Origin of the sequence: Mycobacterium sp. E1214 (assembly GCF_001666755.1) — a bacterium.
In the GTDB taxonomy this organism is placed as follows: domain Bacteria; phylum Actinomycetota; class Actinomycetes; order Mycobacteriales; family Mycobacteriaceae; genus Mycobacterium.
Genome location: NZ_LZJC01000132.1, coordinates 52,337 through 70,686, shown reverse-complemented (window position 1 = coordinate 70,686; position 18,350 = coordinate 52,337). Strand labels below are relative to the sequence as shown.

Annotated in this window: 20 protein-coding genes; 11 read left to right on the top strand and 9 right to left on the bottom strand. The window is 67.7% G+C overall.

What is annotated here, in order from left to right; genetic code table 11:
• The coding region (locus A5700_RS18800) for a hypothetical protein (protein ID WP_068204932.1) at window positions 1–457 on the bottom strand (457 nt) is incomplete at its 3' end.
• A 188-nt stretch (window positions 458–645) separates the two neighbouring features.
• On the bottom strand, window positions 646–1,812 hold the full coding sequence (locus A5700_RS18795; RefSeq protein ID WP_369828288.1) for an SRPBCC family protein: 1,167 nt from the start codon (window positions 1,810–1,812) through the stop codon (window positions 646–648).
• An 88-nt stretch (window positions 1,813–1,900) separates the two neighbouring features.
• On the opposite strand from A5700_RS18795, the gene A5700_RS18790 reads away from it, so the two are divergent.
• Window positions 1,901–2,509 carry a TetR/AcrR family transcriptional regulator gene (locus A5700_RS18790; protein ID WP_068064694.1) on the top strand — a complete coding sequence of 203 codons (609 nt, stop codon included), beginning with the start codon at window positions 1,901–1,903 and terminating at the stop codon, window positions 2,507–2,509.
• 6 nt (window positions 2,510–2,515) lie between these two features.
• Here the strand turns inward: A5700_RS18790 and A5700_RS25500 are convergent, their stop codons facing one another.
• Both A5700_RS25500 and A5700_RS18785 read right to left on the bottom strand, forming a co-directional pair.
• Window positions 2,516–2,896: a hypothetical protein gene (locus tag A5700_RS25500; protein ID WP_082959566.1), complete on the bottom strand. Its 381-nt coding sequence runs from the start codon at window positions 2,894–2,896 to the stop codon at window positions 2,516–2,518.
• A gap of 53 nt (window positions 2,897–2,949) precedes the next feature.
• Complete coding sequence (locus A5700_RS18785) at window positions 2,950–3,657, bottom strand: GAF and ANTAR domain-containing protein (RefSeq protein WP_068064691.1); 708 nt, start codon at window positions 3,655–3,657, stop codon at window positions 2,950–2,952.
• 180 nt (window positions 3,658–3,837) lie between these two features.
• Here A5700_RS18785 and A5700_RS26190 point away from each other — a divergent pair, with 180 nt between their 5' ends.
• The 3 genes from A5700_RS26190 to A5700_RS18770 all read left to right on the top strand — a co-directional run bounded on the left by A5700_RS26190 (window position 3,838) and on the right by A5700_RS18770 (window position 5,694).
• Window positions 3,838–4,194 carry a hypothetical protein gene (locus A5700_RS26190; RefSeq protein ID WP_068064688.1) on the top strand — a complete coding sequence of 119 codons (357 nt, stop codon included), beginning with the start codon at window positions 3,838–3,840 and terminating at the stop codon, window positions 4,192–4,194.
• Window positions 4,195–4,276: 82 nt separating this feature from the next.
• The gene (locus tag A5700_RS18775; RefSeq protein ID WP_068064685.1) at window positions 4,277–4,873 is read left to right on the top strand and encodes a TetR/AcrR family transcriptional regulator; all 597 of its coding nucleotides are present in this window, start codon (window positions 4,277–4,279) and stop codon (window positions 4,871–4,873) included.
• A complete protein-coding gene (locus tag A5700_RS18770) occupies window positions 4,870–5,694 on the top strand; it encodes a hypothetical protein (protein WP_068064682.1) in 825 nt (274 codons plus the stop codon). The genes A5700_RS18775 and A5700_RS18770 overlap by 4 nt, the downstream gene beginning before the upstream one ends.
• Before the next feature lie 9 nt (window positions 5,695–5,703).
• Here A5700_RS18770 and A5700_RS18765 read toward each other — a convergent pair whose 3' ends face one another.
• Window positions 5,704–6,102 carry a VOC family protein gene (locus A5700_RS18765; protein ID WP_068064679.1) on the bottom strand — a complete coding sequence of 133 codons (399 nt, stop codon included), beginning with the start codon at window positions 6,100–6,102 and terminating at the stop codon, window positions 5,704–5,706.
• 558 nt (window positions 6,103–6,660) lie between these two features.
• Window positions 6,661–6,936, bottom strand: coding sequence for a hypothetical protein (locus A5700_RS26185; protein ID WP_156671290.1), 276 nt, complete (start codon window positions 6,934–6,936; stop codon window positions 6,661–6,663).
• A 73-nt stretch (window positions 6,937–7,009) separates the two neighbouring features.
• Here A5700_RS26185 and A5700_RS18760 point away from each other — a divergent pair, with 73 nt between their 5' ends.
• On the top strand, window positions 7,010–7,432 hold the full coding sequence (locus A5700_RS18760) for an MmpS family transport accessory protein (protein ID WP_197502696.1): 423 nt from the start codon (window positions 7,010–7,012) through the stop codon (window positions 7,430–7,432).
• Entirely contained in the window at window positions 7,429–10,362 is a 2,934-nt protein-coding gene (locus A5700_RS18755; protein WP_068064673.1) for an RND family transporter, read from the top strand. Before A5700_RS18760 ends, A5700_RS18755 begins: the two co-directional genes overlap by 4 nt.
• 58 nt (window positions 10,363–10,420) lie before the next feature.
• Here A5700_RS18755 and A5700_RS18750 read toward each other — a convergent pair whose 3' ends face one another.
• Window positions 10,421–11,020, bottom strand: a complete 600-nt coding sequence (locus A5700_RS18750; RefSeq protein ID WP_068064670.1) for a TetR/AcrR family transcriptional regulator — start codon at window positions 11,018–11,020, stop codon at window positions 10,421–10,423.
• 279 nt (window positions 11,021–11,299) lie between these two features.
• Between A5700_RS18750 and A5700_RS18745 the strand changes: the two genes are divergently transcribed.
• A complete protein-coding gene (locus A5700_RS18745; protein ID WP_068064667.1) occupies window positions 11,300–12,712 on the top strand; it encodes a S9 family peptidase in 1,413 nt (470 codons plus the stop codon).
• On the opposite strand, the gene ychF is transcribed toward A5700_RS18745, so the two are convergent.
• Window positions 12,702–13,775, bottom strand: coding sequence for a redox-regulated ATPase YchF (gene ychF / locus A5700_RS18740; RefSeq protein WP_068064664.1), 1,074 nt, complete (start codon window positions 13,773–13,775; stop codon window positions 12,702–12,704). The genes A5700_RS18745 and ychF overlap by 11 nt on opposite strands.
• Window positions 13,776–13,904: 129 nt before the next feature.
• Between ychF and A5700_RS18735 the strand changes: the two genes are divergently transcribed.
• Window positions 13,905–15,158: a DUF6542 domain-containing protein gene (locus tag A5700_RS18735; protein ID WP_197502695.1), complete on the top strand. Its 1,254-nt coding sequence runs from the start codon at window positions 13,905–13,907 to the stop codon at window positions 15,156–15,158.
• A gap of 9 nt (window positions 15,159–15,167) precedes the next feature.
• Here the strand turns inward: A5700_RS18735 and A5700_RS18730 are convergent, their stop codons facing one another.
• Window positions 15,168–16,166, bottom strand: a complete 999-nt coding sequence (locus A5700_RS18730) for a 4-hydroxy-3-methylbut-2-enyl diphosphate reductase (protein ID WP_068064662.1) — start codon at window positions 16,164–16,166, stop codon at window positions 15,168–15,170.
• A gap of 89 nt (window positions 16,167–16,255) precedes the next feature.
• Here A5700_RS18730 and A5700_RS18725 point away from each other — a divergent pair, with 89 nt between their 5' ends.
• The 3 genes from A5700_RS18725 to A5700_RS18715 are packed head-to-tail and all read left to right on the top strand — an operon-like array spanning window position 16,256 to window position 18,319.
• Complete coding sequence (locus A5700_RS18725; RefSeq protein ID WP_068064659.1) at window positions 16,256–16,846, top strand: lipid droplet-associated protein; 591 nt, start codon at window positions 16,256–16,258, stop codon at window positions 16,844–16,846.
• Complete coding sequence (gene xseA, locus A5700_RS18720) at window positions 16,843–18,093, top strand: exodeoxyribonuclease VII large subunit (RefSeq protein ID WP_068204930.1); 1,251 nt, start codon at window positions 16,843–16,845, stop codon at window positions 18,091–18,093. The genes A5700_RS18725 and xseA overlap by 4 nt, the downstream gene beginning before the upstream one ends.
• The gene (locus A5700_RS18715; RefSeq protein ID WP_068064653.1) at window positions 18,083–18,319 is read left to right on the top strand and encodes an exodeoxyribonuclease VII small subunit; all 237 of its coding nucleotides are present in this window, start codon (window positions 18,083–18,085) and stop codon (window positions 18,317–18,319) included. Before xseA ends, A5700_RS18715 begins: the two co-directional genes overlap by 11 nt.
• Window positions 18,320–18,350 lie beyond the last annotated feature (31 nt).

The window sequence follows — 18,350 nt, the reverse complement described above, 5'->3', positions numbered from 1 at the left end:
TTATAAGAGACTGGCCTCTGCCGCCCCCCGGCGCGCCGGGGGGCGGCGGCGGCGCGTCGGGGGACGGCGGTGCCCCGCCCTCGTCCGGCGCCAGCGGCAAAAACATGTGGTGGGTGAATCCCGCCTGGTAGGCGCCCGGGCCGCCCAAGTGGACGCCGCCGCGTTCCCCGCTGGACACCGCTGTTCCGTCCGGCAACGTTGCGGCCGTGTGGCCGCCGTTCCAGCCGATCACCAACGCGTTGGGGGCGGTGCCGTATTGGAACCCGCGCGCCAGCAGGGCGGCCTCTTCGTTCCCGGTGTTGAACCTGTTTCCGAAAACCGGCCGGTCCGTCGCCGCGTTGGCGACCCACGATACCAGCCCCGAGCAATCGGTCCCCGCCGGGGAATCCCCGCCCACAATATAGGGCGTCCCCGAGACCTGATTGACAAGCGACATCAACGTTGCGAGCACTACCATGGCCGGGGACGCTAGCAAGGGTAATTAACGTCAACCAAATTCTGTGGTGCAGATCATTCGCCTCGACCGCAATGGACTTGACGACGAGAAGACATCGCCTTTACGCATCGAATATCAGTTTCTCAGCAAATTGATTTCGGCGCGGACACAACGCCCCCGACATTGCGGCGGCCGGCTGAGCGACCACGTCAGCCCAAGGCCACGCCCATCTCCTGGGCGAAGACCTTGATCATGTGCTGAACGCCGATTTCATTGCGGCCGATGATCATGTGGTCGTGCTGGCCATGCCGAACCCCTTCGCCGCATTGGGGCAGCATCGCGAAATCCTCGTCGCGAACGGCGGCGTGCACCCCGTCGAAGACCGCGTCGTAGGCCGCCCTCGTAGCTTCGTCGGTGGCGGGGATGCGGCTCATCCAACTGTGCCGGACCGTACAACGGGTCGGCTCGCCGTCGGGCAGCATGTCGATGATCTCCAGGCCGACGGGGCTGTTGGCAAGGATCAGGTTCGGATAGACCCAGTAGATCACCCCCATGTTCGCCAACGGCTCGTGCGGCGCCTCCGGATCGTCCTCGAGGTTGGTGATCCAGGTGAAGGGGAAGCAAATTCGATGGTGCTTGCCGAACTCGTCATAGACCATCGTGTTGGCAAGGGTGTTCTGCCCGATCAGGCTCTGTCCGTGGACAAACGGGAAGTGATACCCCTCCGCGAACGCTTCCAGCGCGCCCTTCCAGGACACCTCGGAGGAGAATTCACGGTCCCCGTGGTAGCCGTAGCTCCGGTAATCCCACAGGTCGAGCTCGGCGCCGAGCCCACCCAAGTGTGCGTCGAGGTCGATGGCGGCCCCGGCGGTCAGAGTCGCCCAGATGAAGCCGTGCCGTTCCTCGGACGGCAACTCGACCAACCCGTAGTCGCCGGTGCGCATCGAGTCGAAGCCGGCCCGACCAGGCACCATGAACAGTTCACCGGTGTTCTTGTACGTCCAGGCGTGGTACGGGCAGACGAAGCGCGACGCGTTTCCGGTCCCGCACGCGGGCATCGCGCCGCGGTGGCGGCAGTAGTTGAGGAAGACGTGACCGGCGCCCGAACGGTCTCGGGTGACCAACAACGAGTCGCCCAGCACCGAGCGCACCACGTAGTCGTTGCTGTTGGGCAGCAGCGCCGACGGCACGATCGCCAGCGGAACGCGGCGCAAGATCTGCGATTTCTCGAGTTCGGCGATCTTCGCGTCGCTGTAATAGTGCAGCGGCACCCTCAGCTCGCGCTCGGCCAGGTCCGTCGTGCCGTCCAAGGCATGACGCAGGCCGCGCCGCGTCAACGCCTCGGCGGTTCCGCTCACCGGATCGGTGTCAGTCAAGGCCATCGCCTCCCTTCGCACGATGACCATACATTTGCGCTTGCCTGTATTGTCAAGGACAAGGTTCGCTCTGTGCGACGATCACGGCATGCGACGGCACGGCTGGGCCGGGGACATCCCCGCCGACGACGAGGAGGCGGTCGCGCGGATCATCAGCGCCGCCCGCGCGGCCATCGACCAGCGCGGCACCGTCAGCGTGTCCGAGGTTGCGCAGTCGCTGGGCGTGACGCGACAGACCGTGTACCGCTACTTCCCCACCCAGGAGGCGCTACTGGGTGCCACCGCGCTGTCGTCGGTGGACGGGTTCCTCGATCGGCTCACCGCCCACCTGGGCTCGATCACCGACCCCACCGAGGCCGTCGTGGAGGGCATCGCCTACACCCTGGAACAGATCGCCCACGACTCCTATTTGAACCTGGTGTTGCAGCCCGGCAAGGCCAGCGCCCTGACGACCGGGGTCACCTCGGACCTCGCGGTCACCTTCGGCAGGTCCATTCTGCGACGGTTCGACGTCGATTGGGACGCAGCGGGTTTCACCGACGTGCGGCTCGACGAACTGATCGAGGTCATGCTGCGCATGCTGCAGTCGCTCATCGTCGATCCCGGGCGCCCGGCGCGCACCGGGGTCAAACTTCGTGCCTTCCTTGCGGATTGGGTCGCGCCGTCGGTGCGGGCCCATTCCGTCCAGCAGCGCTGAGGACGGCTAAGCCGGGGTCCAGATCCCGTTGTTCCAGAACCCCCAGCCGTTCAAGGGGTTCCACATCAGGTTGGCGCCGGGCGCCCACGTAGGCTGCGGGGGCCGCGGCGGCGCCCATACCGGCGCCGGGCCCCACTGTCCGGCACCCGCGGGTCCGAACGGGCCGCCCGGGCGCTGCCAGTCGTGGCACTGATGCCAATCCCAGTCGGAAACGCTGCCCCAACTCGGGTCCCACTGCTCTCCCGGGCACCAATGGCCGACGGGCGCACCCGGGACCGCCTGGGCCGGCGCGCCGGGACCGCCGAGCGCCGCCAGCGCCAGCCCCCCGGACACCAACGCGCTCGTTGCCCGCCGACCCCACCGTCGCGTTCGCTTCACCGTCGCCATCTGCCAAGGATTTCCCGTGCGACACGATCCGGCAAGCGTTTCGATGAACCGCCTCAAAGGTGCTGCGAGCGCGGCAGCTCCGCGACGCCGCGCGCCACATCGATCAGTTTGACGTTGCGGTCCTGGGAGAGGCGCTTGAGCAGTTCGAACGCCTGGACCGCGTCGACGCCGAAACGAGTCATGAGGATGCCCTTGGCCTGCCCGATGACGTCCCTACTCGCCAGCGCGCTCAGGAATTGGCCTCTGCGACGGGCCGCGTCCCAGGCGAGCGCGGCGTGGGTGGCCAGCACGTACCCGATGTCGGCGGCATCTTCGGCGAAAGCATGCGGCGCATCGGCGTAGACGTTGAGCGCGGCGCGGGTGCGGTCCGAGGTGAACAGGGGAAACGCCAGGACCGACCGGATGGGCGTGTAGCTGAGCGCGTCGCGCCGGTAGGACGGCCAGCGTTCCTCGGCGGCGAGATCGTCGACACGTACGGTGCGGTGACGCTGCTGCGCGGTCAGGCACGGGCCCTCGTGGTGCAGCTGTTGAATGGCATCCAGCATCGCCGGGTATCGATGCGTCGCCGCCGCGGTCTGCACGCCGGCCGTCGCGGTCACCAGCGTCACTCCCGCGTACTGGGCGCCTGGAACCTCCGCGACCGCGTACTCCGCGATGTGCTCGACCACGGAATCGGCGACACCGGGCGAAGTACCGTGCAGGTCCCGCGCGACATCGGCGATTCGGTGATAGACGTCGGCGTTCGAGTCAGTCTCGTGCATTCGGCACCCCCCGGTGCGGGTGAATGAGCAATGCGGCCCCGACCCAGTGGTCCCAAATTTACAGTCGCCGGCGTGCAAGTTCCTGGCCATCGAACGAAGAGGCGGCGGCGCACCCTTCGCCGCGCGGACAAGCCGACCGCGGCGCGGTCAGGTTCCCGCTTCGTCCGGAGGGTCGTCGTAATGGCGACGGGTCTCCGCGACCGCGCGACGGACCTCGGCGTTTTCGCGTTTCGCCGCGGCTCGCTGGCGCTGCGCGCTTTCGTCGAGGCGCTGCAGCCGCTCGCGCTCGCGTTGCGCCGTCGCTCCCTCGCGTTGGTCCGCGCGCTGCTCCCGGTCGTCCGCCGCCAGCTCGCGATCGTCGGCGATCCGGTCGCGTTCATCGGCGACGCGTTCGCGCTCGTCGGCGACCCGCTCGCGCCTGGAGATGTCGCGCGCACGCCGCGCGAGGGCCTGCTCACGCGTCTGCAGATCCGCGGCGCGCCGTCCGACCACGCCCTGCGTGTCGGCGTCTTCATCACCGGGCACGGCTCACTCTAACGCCGCGAGAGGCCCCGACGGGCCGCGATTTAGCTGACACCCGTCATTGACGGTCGTCAGCAACTTGCGATACCTTGCGGCGATGGTGTCAGCGCGCCTACCCGTGGCGGGCGCCGGAGCGCGGGAGGCTCGGCGGCTGCAGACGCGCGCGCGGTTGTACGAAGCGGCGCTGGCCGAGATATCCCGGCGCGGCCTGGCGGCCGCGGATGTGAGCGCCATCACGGCCGAGGCGGGAGTGGTGCGAGGCACCTTCTACTTTCACTTCCCCACCAAGGAACATGTCCTGGCCGAGTTGGAGCGCAACGAGGAAGCCCGAATCGTCAGTGAGCTCGGCACTGGCGCTGGTGATGTGACCGTGGTGCTCTGCGAACTGGTGCGACAGGTGCTTGATGCCGAAACGCGGTTAGGTGCAACGATATTCAGGGATATGCTGGGCTTGCATTTCGCATCGACACACCCGATCGACGTCGAGCTCGAGCAGCACCCCCTCCTCCGGTTCCTGGTGGGAGTCCTGCGGCGGGCACAGGCCGAGGGCCAGGTTGTCGCCGCGGCGGACGCGGAAGAACTAGCGACGTTCTTCCTCACCGGACTTTTCGCGCTGCTATCCACGGGGGCTCATGACTCGGCGCTGCTGCGTCGTTACGTCGCAACGGTTGTCAAGGGAATGGAGAAGCGATGAACCGGACCGGCATCGAGGGCTACCGGGATTTTCTGGCCGAGCGGGACGGCGCGGCCGACCTTCTCAATAGGCGACTTGAAAACCGCGAGAGGTTCTTCGACGAACTCGAACGCCACCCCATCCGCTCGGCGCACCCCGCCGACCGCGCGACGTTTCTGCGAAACCTGCGGCGCCGGCGGCCCGAGCCCGGCCTGGACCGCAAGATGCTGTTCCTCCTGGCGACCGCCAAACTCAACCAGGCCGAACGGTTCGGTGTCGGGCTCGGCGAAACCTACGGGCGCAACAGCGACGAGGAGTTGCCGCCCGAGAACGTCTACCTCGAACTCGAAGAGCACTATCACACCCGGCTGCTCGCCTACGCCCTGGACGCATTCGACCTGACGTTTCAGGTCGTGCCGCCGCCGTTCGTCATGCGGCAATTCGTCAAGACGGGCGTATTCCTACCGCAACGACTCGGCTTCCTGTTCGTCGGCGCCGCGGAGATGGCCGGTTGCCGCATGTTCGACGAACTGCGCCGCGCCGGTCGGCAGCTGTTTGCCGACGAACCCGCGGTCGCCGAGCGAATCGAATTGCTCTACAACGAAATACTGACCGACGAGATCGGCCATGTCGGCTATTGCGCCTCGCGGTGCACGGCCGCGGAGCGGGTGGTCATGCGCCGCATCTACCCGTTGATCGGCCGGCTGGTCGCGCGGCAGACCCCGGAGATCGGCCTACTGGTCGGCGCCAAGGCGCTGCATGCGCGGCTCGACCGCCCCTTCGACGTCGACGAGCTGACGGCGGACTTGGGCAACGAGACCTACCTCGTCACCCATCCCTGAGCCGGGCGTTCACACCGCAAACTTCGCCCGCGCCTGATCGGTGACGGGGGTGAACAGGTTGACGAGGTTGCCGTCGGGATCGCGGAACAATAGTGCGCGGTTGCCCCACGGCATCGTCGTCGGCTCCGTCACCACCTCTGCAACGCTCTCGCGCAACCGCTCGTACTCCGTGTCCACGTCGTCGACGATGAACTCCACGATGGCGCTGCGGTTGGCGGCCGGCTCCGCTGAACCGGCACCGAACAGCGGCACCGTCTTGTCGCTGCCGATCGCCAGGGTGCCCACCGGCGTGGGGATTTCAGCGAACAGCTCGTTGCCCCACACCGCCGGTGTCGCCGTGACCAGCTCATAGAACGCCACCAGCCGGTTGACGTCGCCGGTGATGATGCGTGTCGACACGAATTTCACGAAACCTCCTTCAGGTCGTTCCCTTCAGAGGCAACCTAGGGGCGGGCACCGACAAGTGTGCGCGGTCGGCCGCGTGGTGACTCGAAGCCGCAGGAACCGACTTGCGGACACCGCGTGCGGCATTAATCGGATATCGACGGTTCCGCGCTTGGGCTAAATGGCCGTCGATCGGTGAGGGGCGCGGTCACCGCACAGGTCGGCGATGATCCTTCTTTTTCGCATGGGTCGAACAGGCATGCGTCATTTCGCAGTGATAGCGGCTGCTGCATTCGTGCGAACAATAATTCGACGCGGACGGAAACCACGCCGGGTCGGAAAGATCGCGCCATCGGTCGTGCGGATCGAAAGTGTGGCCGCAGTGTACGCAGGTCTTCACCTTCGTAGCCATGCGATTAGGGTACGCGCGCCGGTCCCCATTCGCGGCGTTTTCGATCGATGCCAACAATCGAGGCGTACGCACCAAATCGCGCACCCCATTCGAGGAACGCACTCACCGGGCTAGCGAATTACTTTTTGCAACTAAGCCGCTTGTTATCGCCTTGCATAAACAGTGCGTCATTAAATAACCGGCGCGTCAATTTGAAGCGATGGCCCCGCATTTCCAGCCGACACGGCGGTGCCTGCCCGCTGCATGCCGAACTCCACCCGCCGGGCGGCACGCCGGCCGTGCGTGATGAGTCGACCGGCGTCATCGCCGAGCAAACGGATCGTGCGGCGCGCGAGCCGCTGCGCCGTCGCGGCCCTGGGACGCGGGGTGGGCCCAATGGCCGGAAATCGGCCGGGCGTGGCAGGAATTAACTCGGGCGTGCTGGCGTTCGCCTTGCCGTGGCGCACGCGACGAAATGTGTTGATAGATGAAATGTCTTAACATCAGCCCGTCGGGCAACGGTGATCGGGGAAAACGGTGTTGACAGTTCTCAAGCGGGCGTGGGTTGCCCTGGTGGTGCTCGTGGCAGTCATCGTCGGGGGCGTCGCCGTGGACCGCCTCAGCGGTGTCTTCCCAGGCCCAGGCCTACCGAAACCGGATCCGCGTGATGCGACCCCGCCCTACGCGGCGAAGACCGCCATTTACGAGATCCTGGGGCCGCCGGGGACCACCGGCGTCGTCAACTGGATGGATGCGGAGTCACTGCCGCAGAAGGCCAACTTCACCACGTTGCCGTGGTCGACGACGATCGTTGCCGCGATGCCCGGCATCTTCGCCTACGTCGTCGCCCAGGGCGACAGCCCCTCCATCGGCTGCCGGATCACGGTCGACGGCAAGTTGGTCGATCAGCGGCAAGCCGAAACGCGCAATGCGGCGGTCTCCTGCCTGGACAAGTCCGCATGACGGACAACACGAGCGACACGGACAGGATCCCCGTCTCCCAGCGCACCGAGGTCGAGCGCACACCGCGGATCGCGCGCGCCATCCGGGTGCTCAGCCTGCCCATCGTGGTGGTGTGGGTCCTGCTGGCCGTCGGCGTCAATATCTTTGTGCCGCAACTAGAAAAGGTCGCCGAGGAGATCTCCGTCCCGCTCTCGCCGGCCGATGCGCCGTCGGTGACCGGGATGAAGCACATCGGCGAGAAGTTCAAGGAGTACGACTCCGACAACCTCGTCCTGGTGACCCTGGTCGGCGACAAACCTCTCGACGCGGACGCGCACCGGTTCTACGACGACCTGGTCAAAAAGATCCAGGCCGACCACGAACACGTCGAGCATGCGCTGAACTTCTGGGGGCAGCGGTTCACCTCCTCAGGTGTGGAGAGCTACGACCACAAGGCCGCCTACGTCCAGGTCAACCTCAAAGGCGATCAGGGTGGGGCGGTCGGCGACGAATCCGTTGCCGCGGTGCGCAAGATCGTCGCGGACGCCAAGCCGCCGGCCGGCGTAAAGGCCTACGTCGCCGGCCAGGGGGCGCTGACCGCCGACGTGATCGTTGTCGGTGACAAAAGCCTGGCCAAGATCACGCTCATCACGGTCGTCATCATCGCGATCATGCTGATGTTCGTGTACCGATCCATCGGCACCGTATTGCTGACCATGTTCATCCTCTTCATTGGGCTGCTGTCTGGCCGCGGCGTGGTGTCGCTGCTGGGCGAAACCGGCGTCATGGGCCTGTCCACCTTCGCGGTGAACCTGCTCACCTCACTCGCGATCGCGGCGGGTACCGACTACGCGATTTTCATGGTCGGCCGCTACCAGGAGGGCCGTGAACGCGGTCTGGACCGGGAAGCCGCCTACTACGACACGTTCGCCGGTGTCAGCAAGGTGGTGCTGGGCTCCGGTCTGACCATCGTCGGGGCGCTGGCCTGCCTGAAGTTCACCCGGCTGCCCTACTTCAGTTCGTTGGCGTTCCCGTGCGCGGTAGGACTGCTGGTGGTGGTGGCCGCCGGGGTCACGCTGACGCCCGCAGTCATCGTCATCGCCAGTGCTTTCGGTCTTTTGGACCCCAAGCGCAAGTTCAACTACACGCGGTGGCGCCGCCTGGCGACGGCCATCGTGCGGTGGCCCGCGCCCATCCTCGCGACCTCCGTCATCCTGGCGATCGTTGGTGCCCTGGGTCTCGCGGGCTTCACCCCGCGCTACAACGACCTGTACTACCTGCCGAAGAGCGCGGCCTCGGTGCAGGCGTACGACGCGGCCGATCGACACTTCACCCAGGCCCGCCTGAACCCGGACCTGCTGATGATCGAATCGGACCACGACCTGCGCAATCCCCGAGACATGCTGGTTCTGGACAAGGTTGCCGGTGCCATCTTCCGGGTGCCGGGCATCGAACGGGTGCAGAGCATCACCAGACCGCTCGGCCCTCCGATCGAAGACGGGTCCATTCCGTTCCAGCTCAGCGTGCAGAGCGCGCCGATTCGCGACAACCTCAATTATCTGAGAGACCGTGTCGGCGACATCAAGAAGATCACCGGGTTCCTCGACACCCAGATCTCATTGCTGGAACGCCAGTACGCGATTACCCAGAAGCTCGCCAACGCGACGGACGACAGCGCAAAAACGACGGCGGAGACCGCCGCGATCACCGACGAAATCCGCGACCACATCGCCGATTTCGACGACTTCTGGCGACCGATCCGCAGCTACTTCTACTGGGAGAAGCACTGCTACGACATCCCGATCTGCTGGTCGCTGCGAAGCCTGTTCGACGCGCTGGATGGGTTTGATCAGCTCGCCGAGAAGTTCCACGCCCTCACCGGCGATCTCACCAACACGGCCGCGGCCACGCGTGAATTGTTGGCGATCATTCCGGAGAACATCGCCGTGTCGAAGGCGATCCGCGATACGACGCTGACCATTTACAGCTCGTTCGACAGTCTGATCGACCAGTTCGACAAGCTGACTGACACCAATGCCGTGATGGGCAAGTCGTTCAACGACGCTCGGGTGGAAAGCCTGTTCTACCTGCCGCCGGAGATCTTCCAGAACTCCGACTTCCAGTTCGGGTTGAGCCTGATGGTGTCGCCCGACGGGAAGGCCGCGCGCTTCATCATCACGCACGCCGTGGACCCGGCGACCGCGGAAGGCATCAAGTCCGTCGAGCAAGAGCGCAACGCGGCCAAGGAGGCGCTGAAGCTCACCTCGCTGGAGAACGCCGACATCTACCTCGGCGGCACCGCAGCGACATTCAACGACATCGCCACTGGCGCTTGGTATGACCTGCTGATCGCCGCGGTGGCATCGATCGTGCTGATCTTCATCATCATGGTGATCGTCACCCGCGCGCTGGTAGCAGCAGCCGTCATCGTCGGCACGATCGTGCTGTCACTGGGCGCGGCGTTCGGATTCTCGACTTTGATCTGGCAACACCTCGCTCACTTCCAGTTACACTGGGTGGCAACGGAATTCGCTTTGATCGTGCTCTTGGCGGTGGGGTCCGATTACAACCTGATGCTGGTGTCGCGAATCGAAGAGGAGATCGGGGCCGGCCTGAACACCGGGCTCATCCGCGGGGTCGGCGTGACGGGCCCGGTGGTGTCCGCCGCCGGTGTGGTTTTCGCCGTCACGATGGCCGCGATGCTGTCCAGCGATCTGCGGGCGATCGGTCAGTTCGGGTCCACGATCGGTATCGGTCTGATGTTCGACACATTCGTCGTTCGTACGCTCATCACGCCGTCGATCATGACGGTGATGGGACGCTGGTTCTGGTGGCCGAAGCGGGTCCGGGTCCGCCCGGCCAGCCAGATGCTGCGCTCCATCGGGCCGCGCCCGCTGGTTCGCGCGCTGCTGCACCAGCCACGACCCCCGGACGCGACGCCGGTCGCCTGAGCGCGGCCCCAACCTCACCCGGACGGGCAGCGCTGAGCGTTACCGACGCGCCGCTATGTCACGAGGTGGCCAACCTGGTGATGCCGCCCGCGACGAAGCGCAGCAGCGCACGGTGGCGCTGGTCGGTGTCGTGGGCGCGCAGGCGGCCCCGGCTGAGGCTGTCGAGGCGCAGGTTGTTGGAGTACGTGTGCAGCGTGGCGGCGACCATGTGCAGGTAGGCGTCGTGAATGGCGGCCTCGTCGGCGGCCGGGAACAACGCCTGGAGGGCGGCGATGAAGTCGGCGGCGATGGCATTGAACTCGTCGGCGATCAGCGCGCGGATTGGATGTCCGGAGTTGGCGAGTTGAGCGATCAGACGAAAGTAGTTGTCCCAGCACGGGTCACCGGCCCGCTGGCGCATCGGTTCGGTGAACGCGTCGATGACGGCGGCTAAGCGCCGATCCCGGCTGCCACGCGCGGGCAACGCCGCCAGGTGGTCGCGGCGCTCATGGTTGAGCGGTCGAATCCGGCGCAGGACGACGGCGCGGAACAAGCCTTCTTTTCCGCCGAACTGCTCACTGATTGCCGCCAATCGGGCGCCTGCATGGTCGGTGATCTCGCGGACGCTGACACCGAAATAGCCGCGGTCGGCGAACAGCTCTTCGGCACTGTCGAGCAATCGACGCCGGGTGTCGGGGCGACCAGTTTCACGCGCGGCGCCGGCGCCTCGCCCGACCGGCGCAGGTCCACTCACGGCTCGACGGCTCGGCGCCGGTGCTGCCGATATGAACGGGTCATCCCAGACGCCTCCTCACTGATGCGTGGAACGGTTGTTCCGAGAATCGCCTCGACGATGTTACTGTCGGAACGACTGTTCCGGCGGGCCGCATCGGCCAGGCGGCGCCGACGCGGCGCGGCGGGCACAGCACGACCGCCGCACGAAGAAAGGACGGCGCCAATGGCCGAGGCAACCTTGAGGCACAAGCTCTTCGTGACAGCCTGCGCGATCACCGGCACGACCAACCTGGCAGCCCGCTGGTGCGGGGCGGCGCCCTTCCTGCCCAAGCTGTTCGTGCTGCGGTACGCCAACATGGGCGGGCTGCACCCACCCGACTTCGCGCAAGAGCTCAGGGCGGCACGGTCATTCCGCGACGACCGCTGGTGCGCTCACTGGGATCGGATCGCCGAACAGCATGCCGAACGAGCCGTCGCGCTACTGCGCGACCTCGCCAAGACGGAGTCCTGCGCGGTCCCCGCCATTGGCGGGCCGGTCACGCTCACCGAAGAACAGGTCGCGGCGCTGACAGATTTGATCAGCCCGGGTGCGGTGCTGTTCGCCGACAACGGGCCCCAGCCCAGCGAGGCGGCGATCATCGAACTCGTCGATAGGTACGCCCAAGCCGACGACCGCCGGCGCACCGCACGGGCGTTTCGGGCGATCGATGCGTGGACGAAGGCCATCACCTACTACCAAGTCAGCGCCTTCCCCGGCCACAGCGCCCGTCGTATGCAGGCCTACTGGCGCTCGCGGCATCTCTTCGACGCTCTGGTCGCCGCGATCGCGCCCGCCATCGACCTTCGTGTCGAGCGTCTCGCAATCCCCACCCCCGACGGCGACACCGTGCGGGGCTGGCTCACCCTGGCGCCGGGGCACGGTCCACAACCGGTGGTCCTGACCACCAACGGCCTGGAGGGGACCGTCGCGGAGTTAGCCGTGGGGTTGCTGCGCTACCGGGGTGCCGGATTGGCCATGTTCATGATGGAGATGCCCGGCACCTACGCCTACGCCAAACCGATGGGCCCCCAATCGGAACGGACCTACCGCCGGGTCATCGACCACCTGGCCGCCGACCCACGTCTCGACCCCGACCGGATCGCCATGGTCGGCGTCAGCTTCGGCGGTTACTGGGCCGCGCGCATGGCCGCCAACGACGACCGGCTGGCCTGCGCAGTCGCCTGCGGGGCCCCGACTCACCACTCGTTCAACGGCGGCGCCTTGGGCATCCCTCACATCATCATCAGCGCGCTGGCGGACACCCTCGGAGCCACCACCCCGATCAAGCTGGCCCGCGCCTTGAGGGCGCTCTCGATCCGGGATCGACTGCCGCACATCAATATTCCGCTGCTCGCCATCAACGGCGAGCACGACACCCTGCTCAGCACTCAGGACACTGTCGACCTCGCCGACACAGCGCCTAACGCCACCCTGCTGCTTTACCCCGACGACGACCATTGCGCCATGGGCCACTACCGGCAATGGCTCGACCACTCCCAAGACTGGCTCCGGAAACACCTCGTGCCTGCCGACGGCGAGCATCGGAGGACCTCGACATCGGCCGGTGACAACGCCGAGTCACCGACTACACGTTGAACCGGAATTCGACCACGTCGCCGTCGGCCATCACGTAGTCCTTGCCCTCCATGCGCACCTTGCCGGCCGCCTTGGCGGCGGCCATCGATCCGGCGGCGATCAGGTCGTCATAGGACACGATCTCGGCCTTGATGAAACCCTTCTCGAAGTCGGTGTGGATGACGCCGGCCGCCTTGGGCGCGGTGTCACCCTGGTGAATCGTCCACGCGCGCGCCTCTTTCGGGCCCGCGGTGAGAAACGTTTGCAGTTTGAGGGTGTGGAAGCCGGCCCGGGCCAGCGCGTCGAGGCCACGCTCGGTCTGCCCGATCGACTCCAGCAGCTCGGCCGCGGACTCGTCGTCGAGCTCTTGCAGTTCCGCCTCGATCTTCGCGTCCAGGAACACCGCGTCGGCGGGAGCGACCATCGCGGAAAGCTCGGCCTTGCGCGCATCGTCGGTCAGCACCGCTTCGTCGGAGTTGAAGACGTAGAGGAAGGGTTTCGTCGTCATCAGGTTCAGCTCGCGCAGCGGGTCGGCGTCGACACCGGCCGCGAACAGCGTCTTGCCGGAGTTGAGCACGGCCTCGGCGGCGACGGCCGCCTCGTGCACGGGCTTGCGGTCCTTGTTGTTGCGGGCTTCCTTCTCCAGCCGCGGAACCGCCTTCTCCAGGGTCTGCAGGTCGGCGAGGATCAGCTCGGTCTCGATGACCTCGATGTCGGAACGCGGGTCGACCTTGCCGTCGACGTGCACCACGTCGTCGTCGGCGAACGCCCGCACCACCTGGCAGATGGCGTCACATTCGCGGATGTTGGCCAGGAACTTGTTGCCCAGCCCGGCGCCCTCGGAGGCGCCTTTCACGATCCCCGCGATGTCGACGAACGTGACCGGCGCCGGCACGATGCGGTCGGAATTGAAGAGCTCGGCCAGCTTGTCCAGCCGGGGGTCGGGCAGCGAGACCACGCCCTCGTTCGGCTCGATCGTCGCGAACGGGTAGTTGGCCGCCACCACGTTGTTACGGGTCAGGGCGTTGAAGAGCGTGGATTTGCCCACGTTGGGCAGGCCCACGATTCCCAGGTTCAGGCTCACAGGGACCCAAGTCTAGGGCTCGCGGCGGACCACGCGCGCCGGCCGGCGCCTGAAACGAGCGCGTGGCACGCCCGGCATCGCTACGAGGTATTTACGGGCCTTTGGGCCCATTCCCGGTACGGTCTAGATGTGTCAGTCCAGCGGGCCAGGTCGGCGGTTGAGGTAAGCCACCGCTCGATCCACCCAAACATCGCCGGTGTGCAGTCGTGGATCGCGCTGCTCATCGCCGTCACCGCCACCGCCATTGGCTACGGCATCGACGCCGGCATGGGTCACAAGGAGCTGACCCACGTCTTCGCCGGCTTCTATATCGCCGGCTGCCTCGCGGCGGTGCTGGCGGTGCGCCAGGACGGCATTTTCACGGCGATCATCCAGCCGCCGCTGATCCTGTTCGTGGCCGTGCCCGGCGCGTACTGGCTGTTTCACGACGGCAAGGTCGGCCGGCTCAAGGACTTGCTGATCAACTGCGGATACCCGCTGATCGAGCGCTTCCCGCTGATGCTGGGCACCGCGGGTGCCGTGCTGCTCATCGGGTTGGCCCGCTGGTACTTCGGGATGTCGGAGCGCACCTCGCCGTCCGGCGCGTCGAAGACCTCATCCGATGCGACGGCCGCGCCCGCCGAGGTGAAGTCCTTCTTCAGCGGGATCGGCGCGAAGCTGCAGTCGCTGGTGGGCGCGGAGTCCGAGGACGACGCCACCGACGCCGAGGAGGCCCCCGCCGCCCAGAAGCGGCGCGGCCGCACGGGGAGCACCTCCGCACGTGCGCGACGCAGCACCCGCGGGGACCGCTCCACCGCCCGCTCCAGCCGCACCCGCTCCAGGCATGCCCGGCCCTCGCTGGACGACGGAGCGGAACCGGACGGTCGGGAAGAGCGTCCGAGGCGGTCGAGCCGGCGCAGCGCGACCACCGGCCGCGACTACGGCACGGCGCGCGACGGGTCCGACGCGGCCCGCCGACCGCGGCGCCGTCCGCGCCCCGGTGACGACGCCGACGCGACCGGCCAGCCGCCCCGCGACCGCGACGGGCGCCGCGAGCCGCGGACCCGGCGCAGCCCGTACGAGCGGCCCTATGAGCAGTCCTACGAGCCGAGGTCGCGCAGCAGCCGCTTCGACGGCTACGCAGACGGCTACGGGGACAAATACGGCGACGGTTACGGTCAGCCCGAGCGCCCCAGCCGGTACGACGACCGCGACCGCCCGGAGTCGTCGTACGAGCCGCGGCGCCGGCGGCCGTCCACCAACGGCACCCACCACCCCGTCTCGCAGGTGCGTTACCGCGGGGCGGGCTCTTCGGACCCCGGCGCCGAGCGCCGCGGCCGGTCCCGCACGCCCGGCAGGTCGCAGGCGCGCCCGCCCGCCGAATCGTGGGAGTACGACGCCTGAGGCGTTAAGTTAGAGCAGCGACCTGATCTCGCGCGGCAACGCGAACACCAGCGTCTCCTGTGCGGTGGTGACAGGCTGGACCACGTCGAAGCCGGATTCGGCGAGCCGCTCGAGCACGCCGCGCACCAGCACCTCGGGCACCGAAGCGCCCGACGTGACGCCGACGGTCGTGACACCCTCCAGCCAGGCCGGGTCGATGTCGTCGGCCCAGTCGACGAGGTGCGCGGCCGCGGCGCCGCCGCCCAGCGCGACCTCCACCAGGCGCACCGAGTTCGACGAGTTGCGGGACCCGACGACGATCACCAGCTCGCATTCCGGGGCCATCGCCTTGACCGCGACCTGCCGGTTCTGCGTCGCGTAGCAGATGTCGTCGCTGGGCGGATCCTGCAGCTTGGGGAAGCGTTCCCGCAGCTTCGTGACGATCTCCATGGTCTCGTCGACCGACAGCGTGGTCTGGGACAACCACACCACCTTGTTCTCGTCGCGGACCGTCACGTTCGCCACCGACGCAACCCCATCGACGAGCTGGACGTGCTCGGGCGCCTCGCCGGACGTGCCGATGACCTCCTCGTGGCCCTCGTGGCCGATCAGGAGGATGTCGTAGTCGTTGCGGGCGAACCGGCGCGCCTCGTTGTGCACCTTGGTTACCAGCGGGCACGTGGCGTCGATGGTGTGCAGGTTGCGTTCCGCGGCGGCGGCGTGCACGGTCGGCGCGACGCCGTGGGCGGAGAAGACCACGATGGCGCCCTCGGGCACCTGGTCGGTCTCCTCGACGAAGACGGCGCCGGCCTTTTGCAGGGTGTCCACGACGTGGCGGTTGTGGACGATCTCGTGGCGCACGTAGATCGGCGCACCGTGCTTTTCCAGCGCCCGCTCCACGGTCTCGACGGCCCGATCCACACCCGCGCAGTACCCGCGCGGCTCCGCCAGGAGCACGCGCTTGCGGGTGGGTCCGACGGCTACCGAGCTGGATGCGCCGGGAATCCCCATGTCAACAGTCGGCGGCATGCCGTCCAGGGTACGTTCTGCCGACACGGGGTTGCCAGCTCGCGCGGGCGGGCTTGGACTTAGCCGCCGGTTAAGGCAATCTTGGACCCATGGCTGCTGCACCGTTTGGAGTTCGGCTTTTGGTCGGCGCGGCGACAGTCGCTGTCGAGGAGACCATGAAGCTGCCGAAAACCATCTTGATGTATCCGATGACGTTGGCCAGCCAGGCGGCGCACATCGTGATGCGGGTTCAGCAGAACATCGCCGAGCTGGTGAACAAGGGCGACAGCACCCTCGAGACCATCTTCCCGCCCAAGGACGAGAAGCCGGAATGGGCCACCTTCGACGAGGACCTGCCCGAGGGCGCCACCCCGGCGGCGCTGCCGGAGGGCGGTGAGGCAGAGCGCCGCGGCGAGGGCCGGTTCGCGCTGTACTCGGTGGCCGACGCGCACGAGGACGCCAGCGCGCTGGTCCGGCCCGCCCGGCAGCCGAAGAAGTCCGCGGCCGCCGACGTCCCGCAGCCCTCGGTAGTCAGCGAGCTCGACTATTCGACGCTGACGCTCGCCCAGCTGCGGGCCCGCCTGCAGTCGTTGAGCGTCGAGGAGCTCGAAGCCCTGCTGGCCTACGAGCAGGCCACCAAGGCCCGGGCGCCGTTCGAGACGCTGCTGGCCAACAGGATCACCCGCGCGAACGCGAAGTGACCCCAGCCGCAACCTCCGAACCGAACTCCGCCCAGAACCCGTTTCCGGTGCGCGCGGTGGCGGTCCGCGTCGCCGGCTGGATCGACCGGCTGGGCACCGTGTGGGTGGAGGGTCAGCTGGCCCAGATCAGCCTGCGGTCCGACGCCAAAACGGTGTTCATGGTGCTGCGCGACCCGGCCGCCGACATGTCGCTGACGGTGACGTGCCCGCGCGACCTGGTCCTCAACGCGCCGGTACAGCTGGCCGAGGGCACCCAGGTGGTGGTGTGCGGTAAGCCGTCCTTCTACACGGGCCGGGGCACCTTCTCGTTGCGCCTGTCCGAGATCCGGGCCGTCGGCATCGGTGAGCTGCTGGCGCGCATCGAGCGGTTGCGTCGGCTGCTGGACGCCGAAGGCCTGTTCGACAACCGCCTCAAACGACCGATCCCGTTCCTGCCCAACATGATCGGGCTGATCACCGGCCGGGCCAGCGCCGCCGAGCGTGACGTGCGGTCGGTGGCGACCGGCCGCTGGCCCGCGGCCCGGTTCGCGGTGCGCAACACCGCGGTCCAGGGCCCGAACGCCGTCGCGCAGATCGTCGAGGCGCTGGCCGCGCTCGACCGCGACGCCGACGTCGACGTGATCGTGATCGCCCGCGGCGGCGGTAGCGTCGAGGACCTGCTGCCGTTCTCCGACGAGACGCTGTGCCGCGCGATCGCGGCCTGCCGCACGCCGGTGATCAGCGCCGTCGGTCACGAACCCGACAACCCGCTGTGCGACCTGGTCGCCGACCTGCGCGCCGCCACCCCCACCGACGCCGCGAAGCGGGTGGTGCCCGACACCGCCGCCGAGCAGCTGTTGCTCGACGACCTGCGCCGCCGCAGCGCCCAAGCGCTGCGCGGCTGGGTGTCGCGCGAGCAGCAGGCGCTGACCCAGCTGCGCAGCCGCCCGGTGCTGGCCGAGCCGTTGCGGGCCCTGACCGCGCGCGCCGACGAGGTGCACCGCGCGCGGTCGGCCCTGCGCCGCGACATCTCCCGGCTGGCCGCCGCCGAGACCGAACGCGTCGGCCACCTGAGCGCCCGGCTGGCCACTCTGGGTCCGGCGGCCACGCTGGCCCGTGGGTACGCGGTGGTGCAGGCCGTCCCCGACGACGGCGCGCCCGTCGTGGTGCGGTCCGTCGCCGACGCCGCGGCCGGCACCCGCCTGCGGGTCCGCATGGCCGATGGCGCGGTCGCCGCCCTGAGTCAGGGGCCCACCGGTGGCGGTTGACGACGGCGAGGCGATTACGCCCATTAGTAGCCTCGGCTACGAGGCGTGCCGCGACGAGCTGATCGACGTGGTCCGCCAACTCGAGCAGGGCGGGCTCGACCTCGACGCGTCGCTGAAGCTGTGGGAACGAGGCGAACAGCTGGCCCGACGCTGCGAGGAGCACTTAGCTGGCGCCCGCAAGCGAATCGAGGACGCGCTGGCCGCCGGGGACGTCGACGACGCCTGACGCCGCCCGTACTACCCGCCCGGTTTTTCGC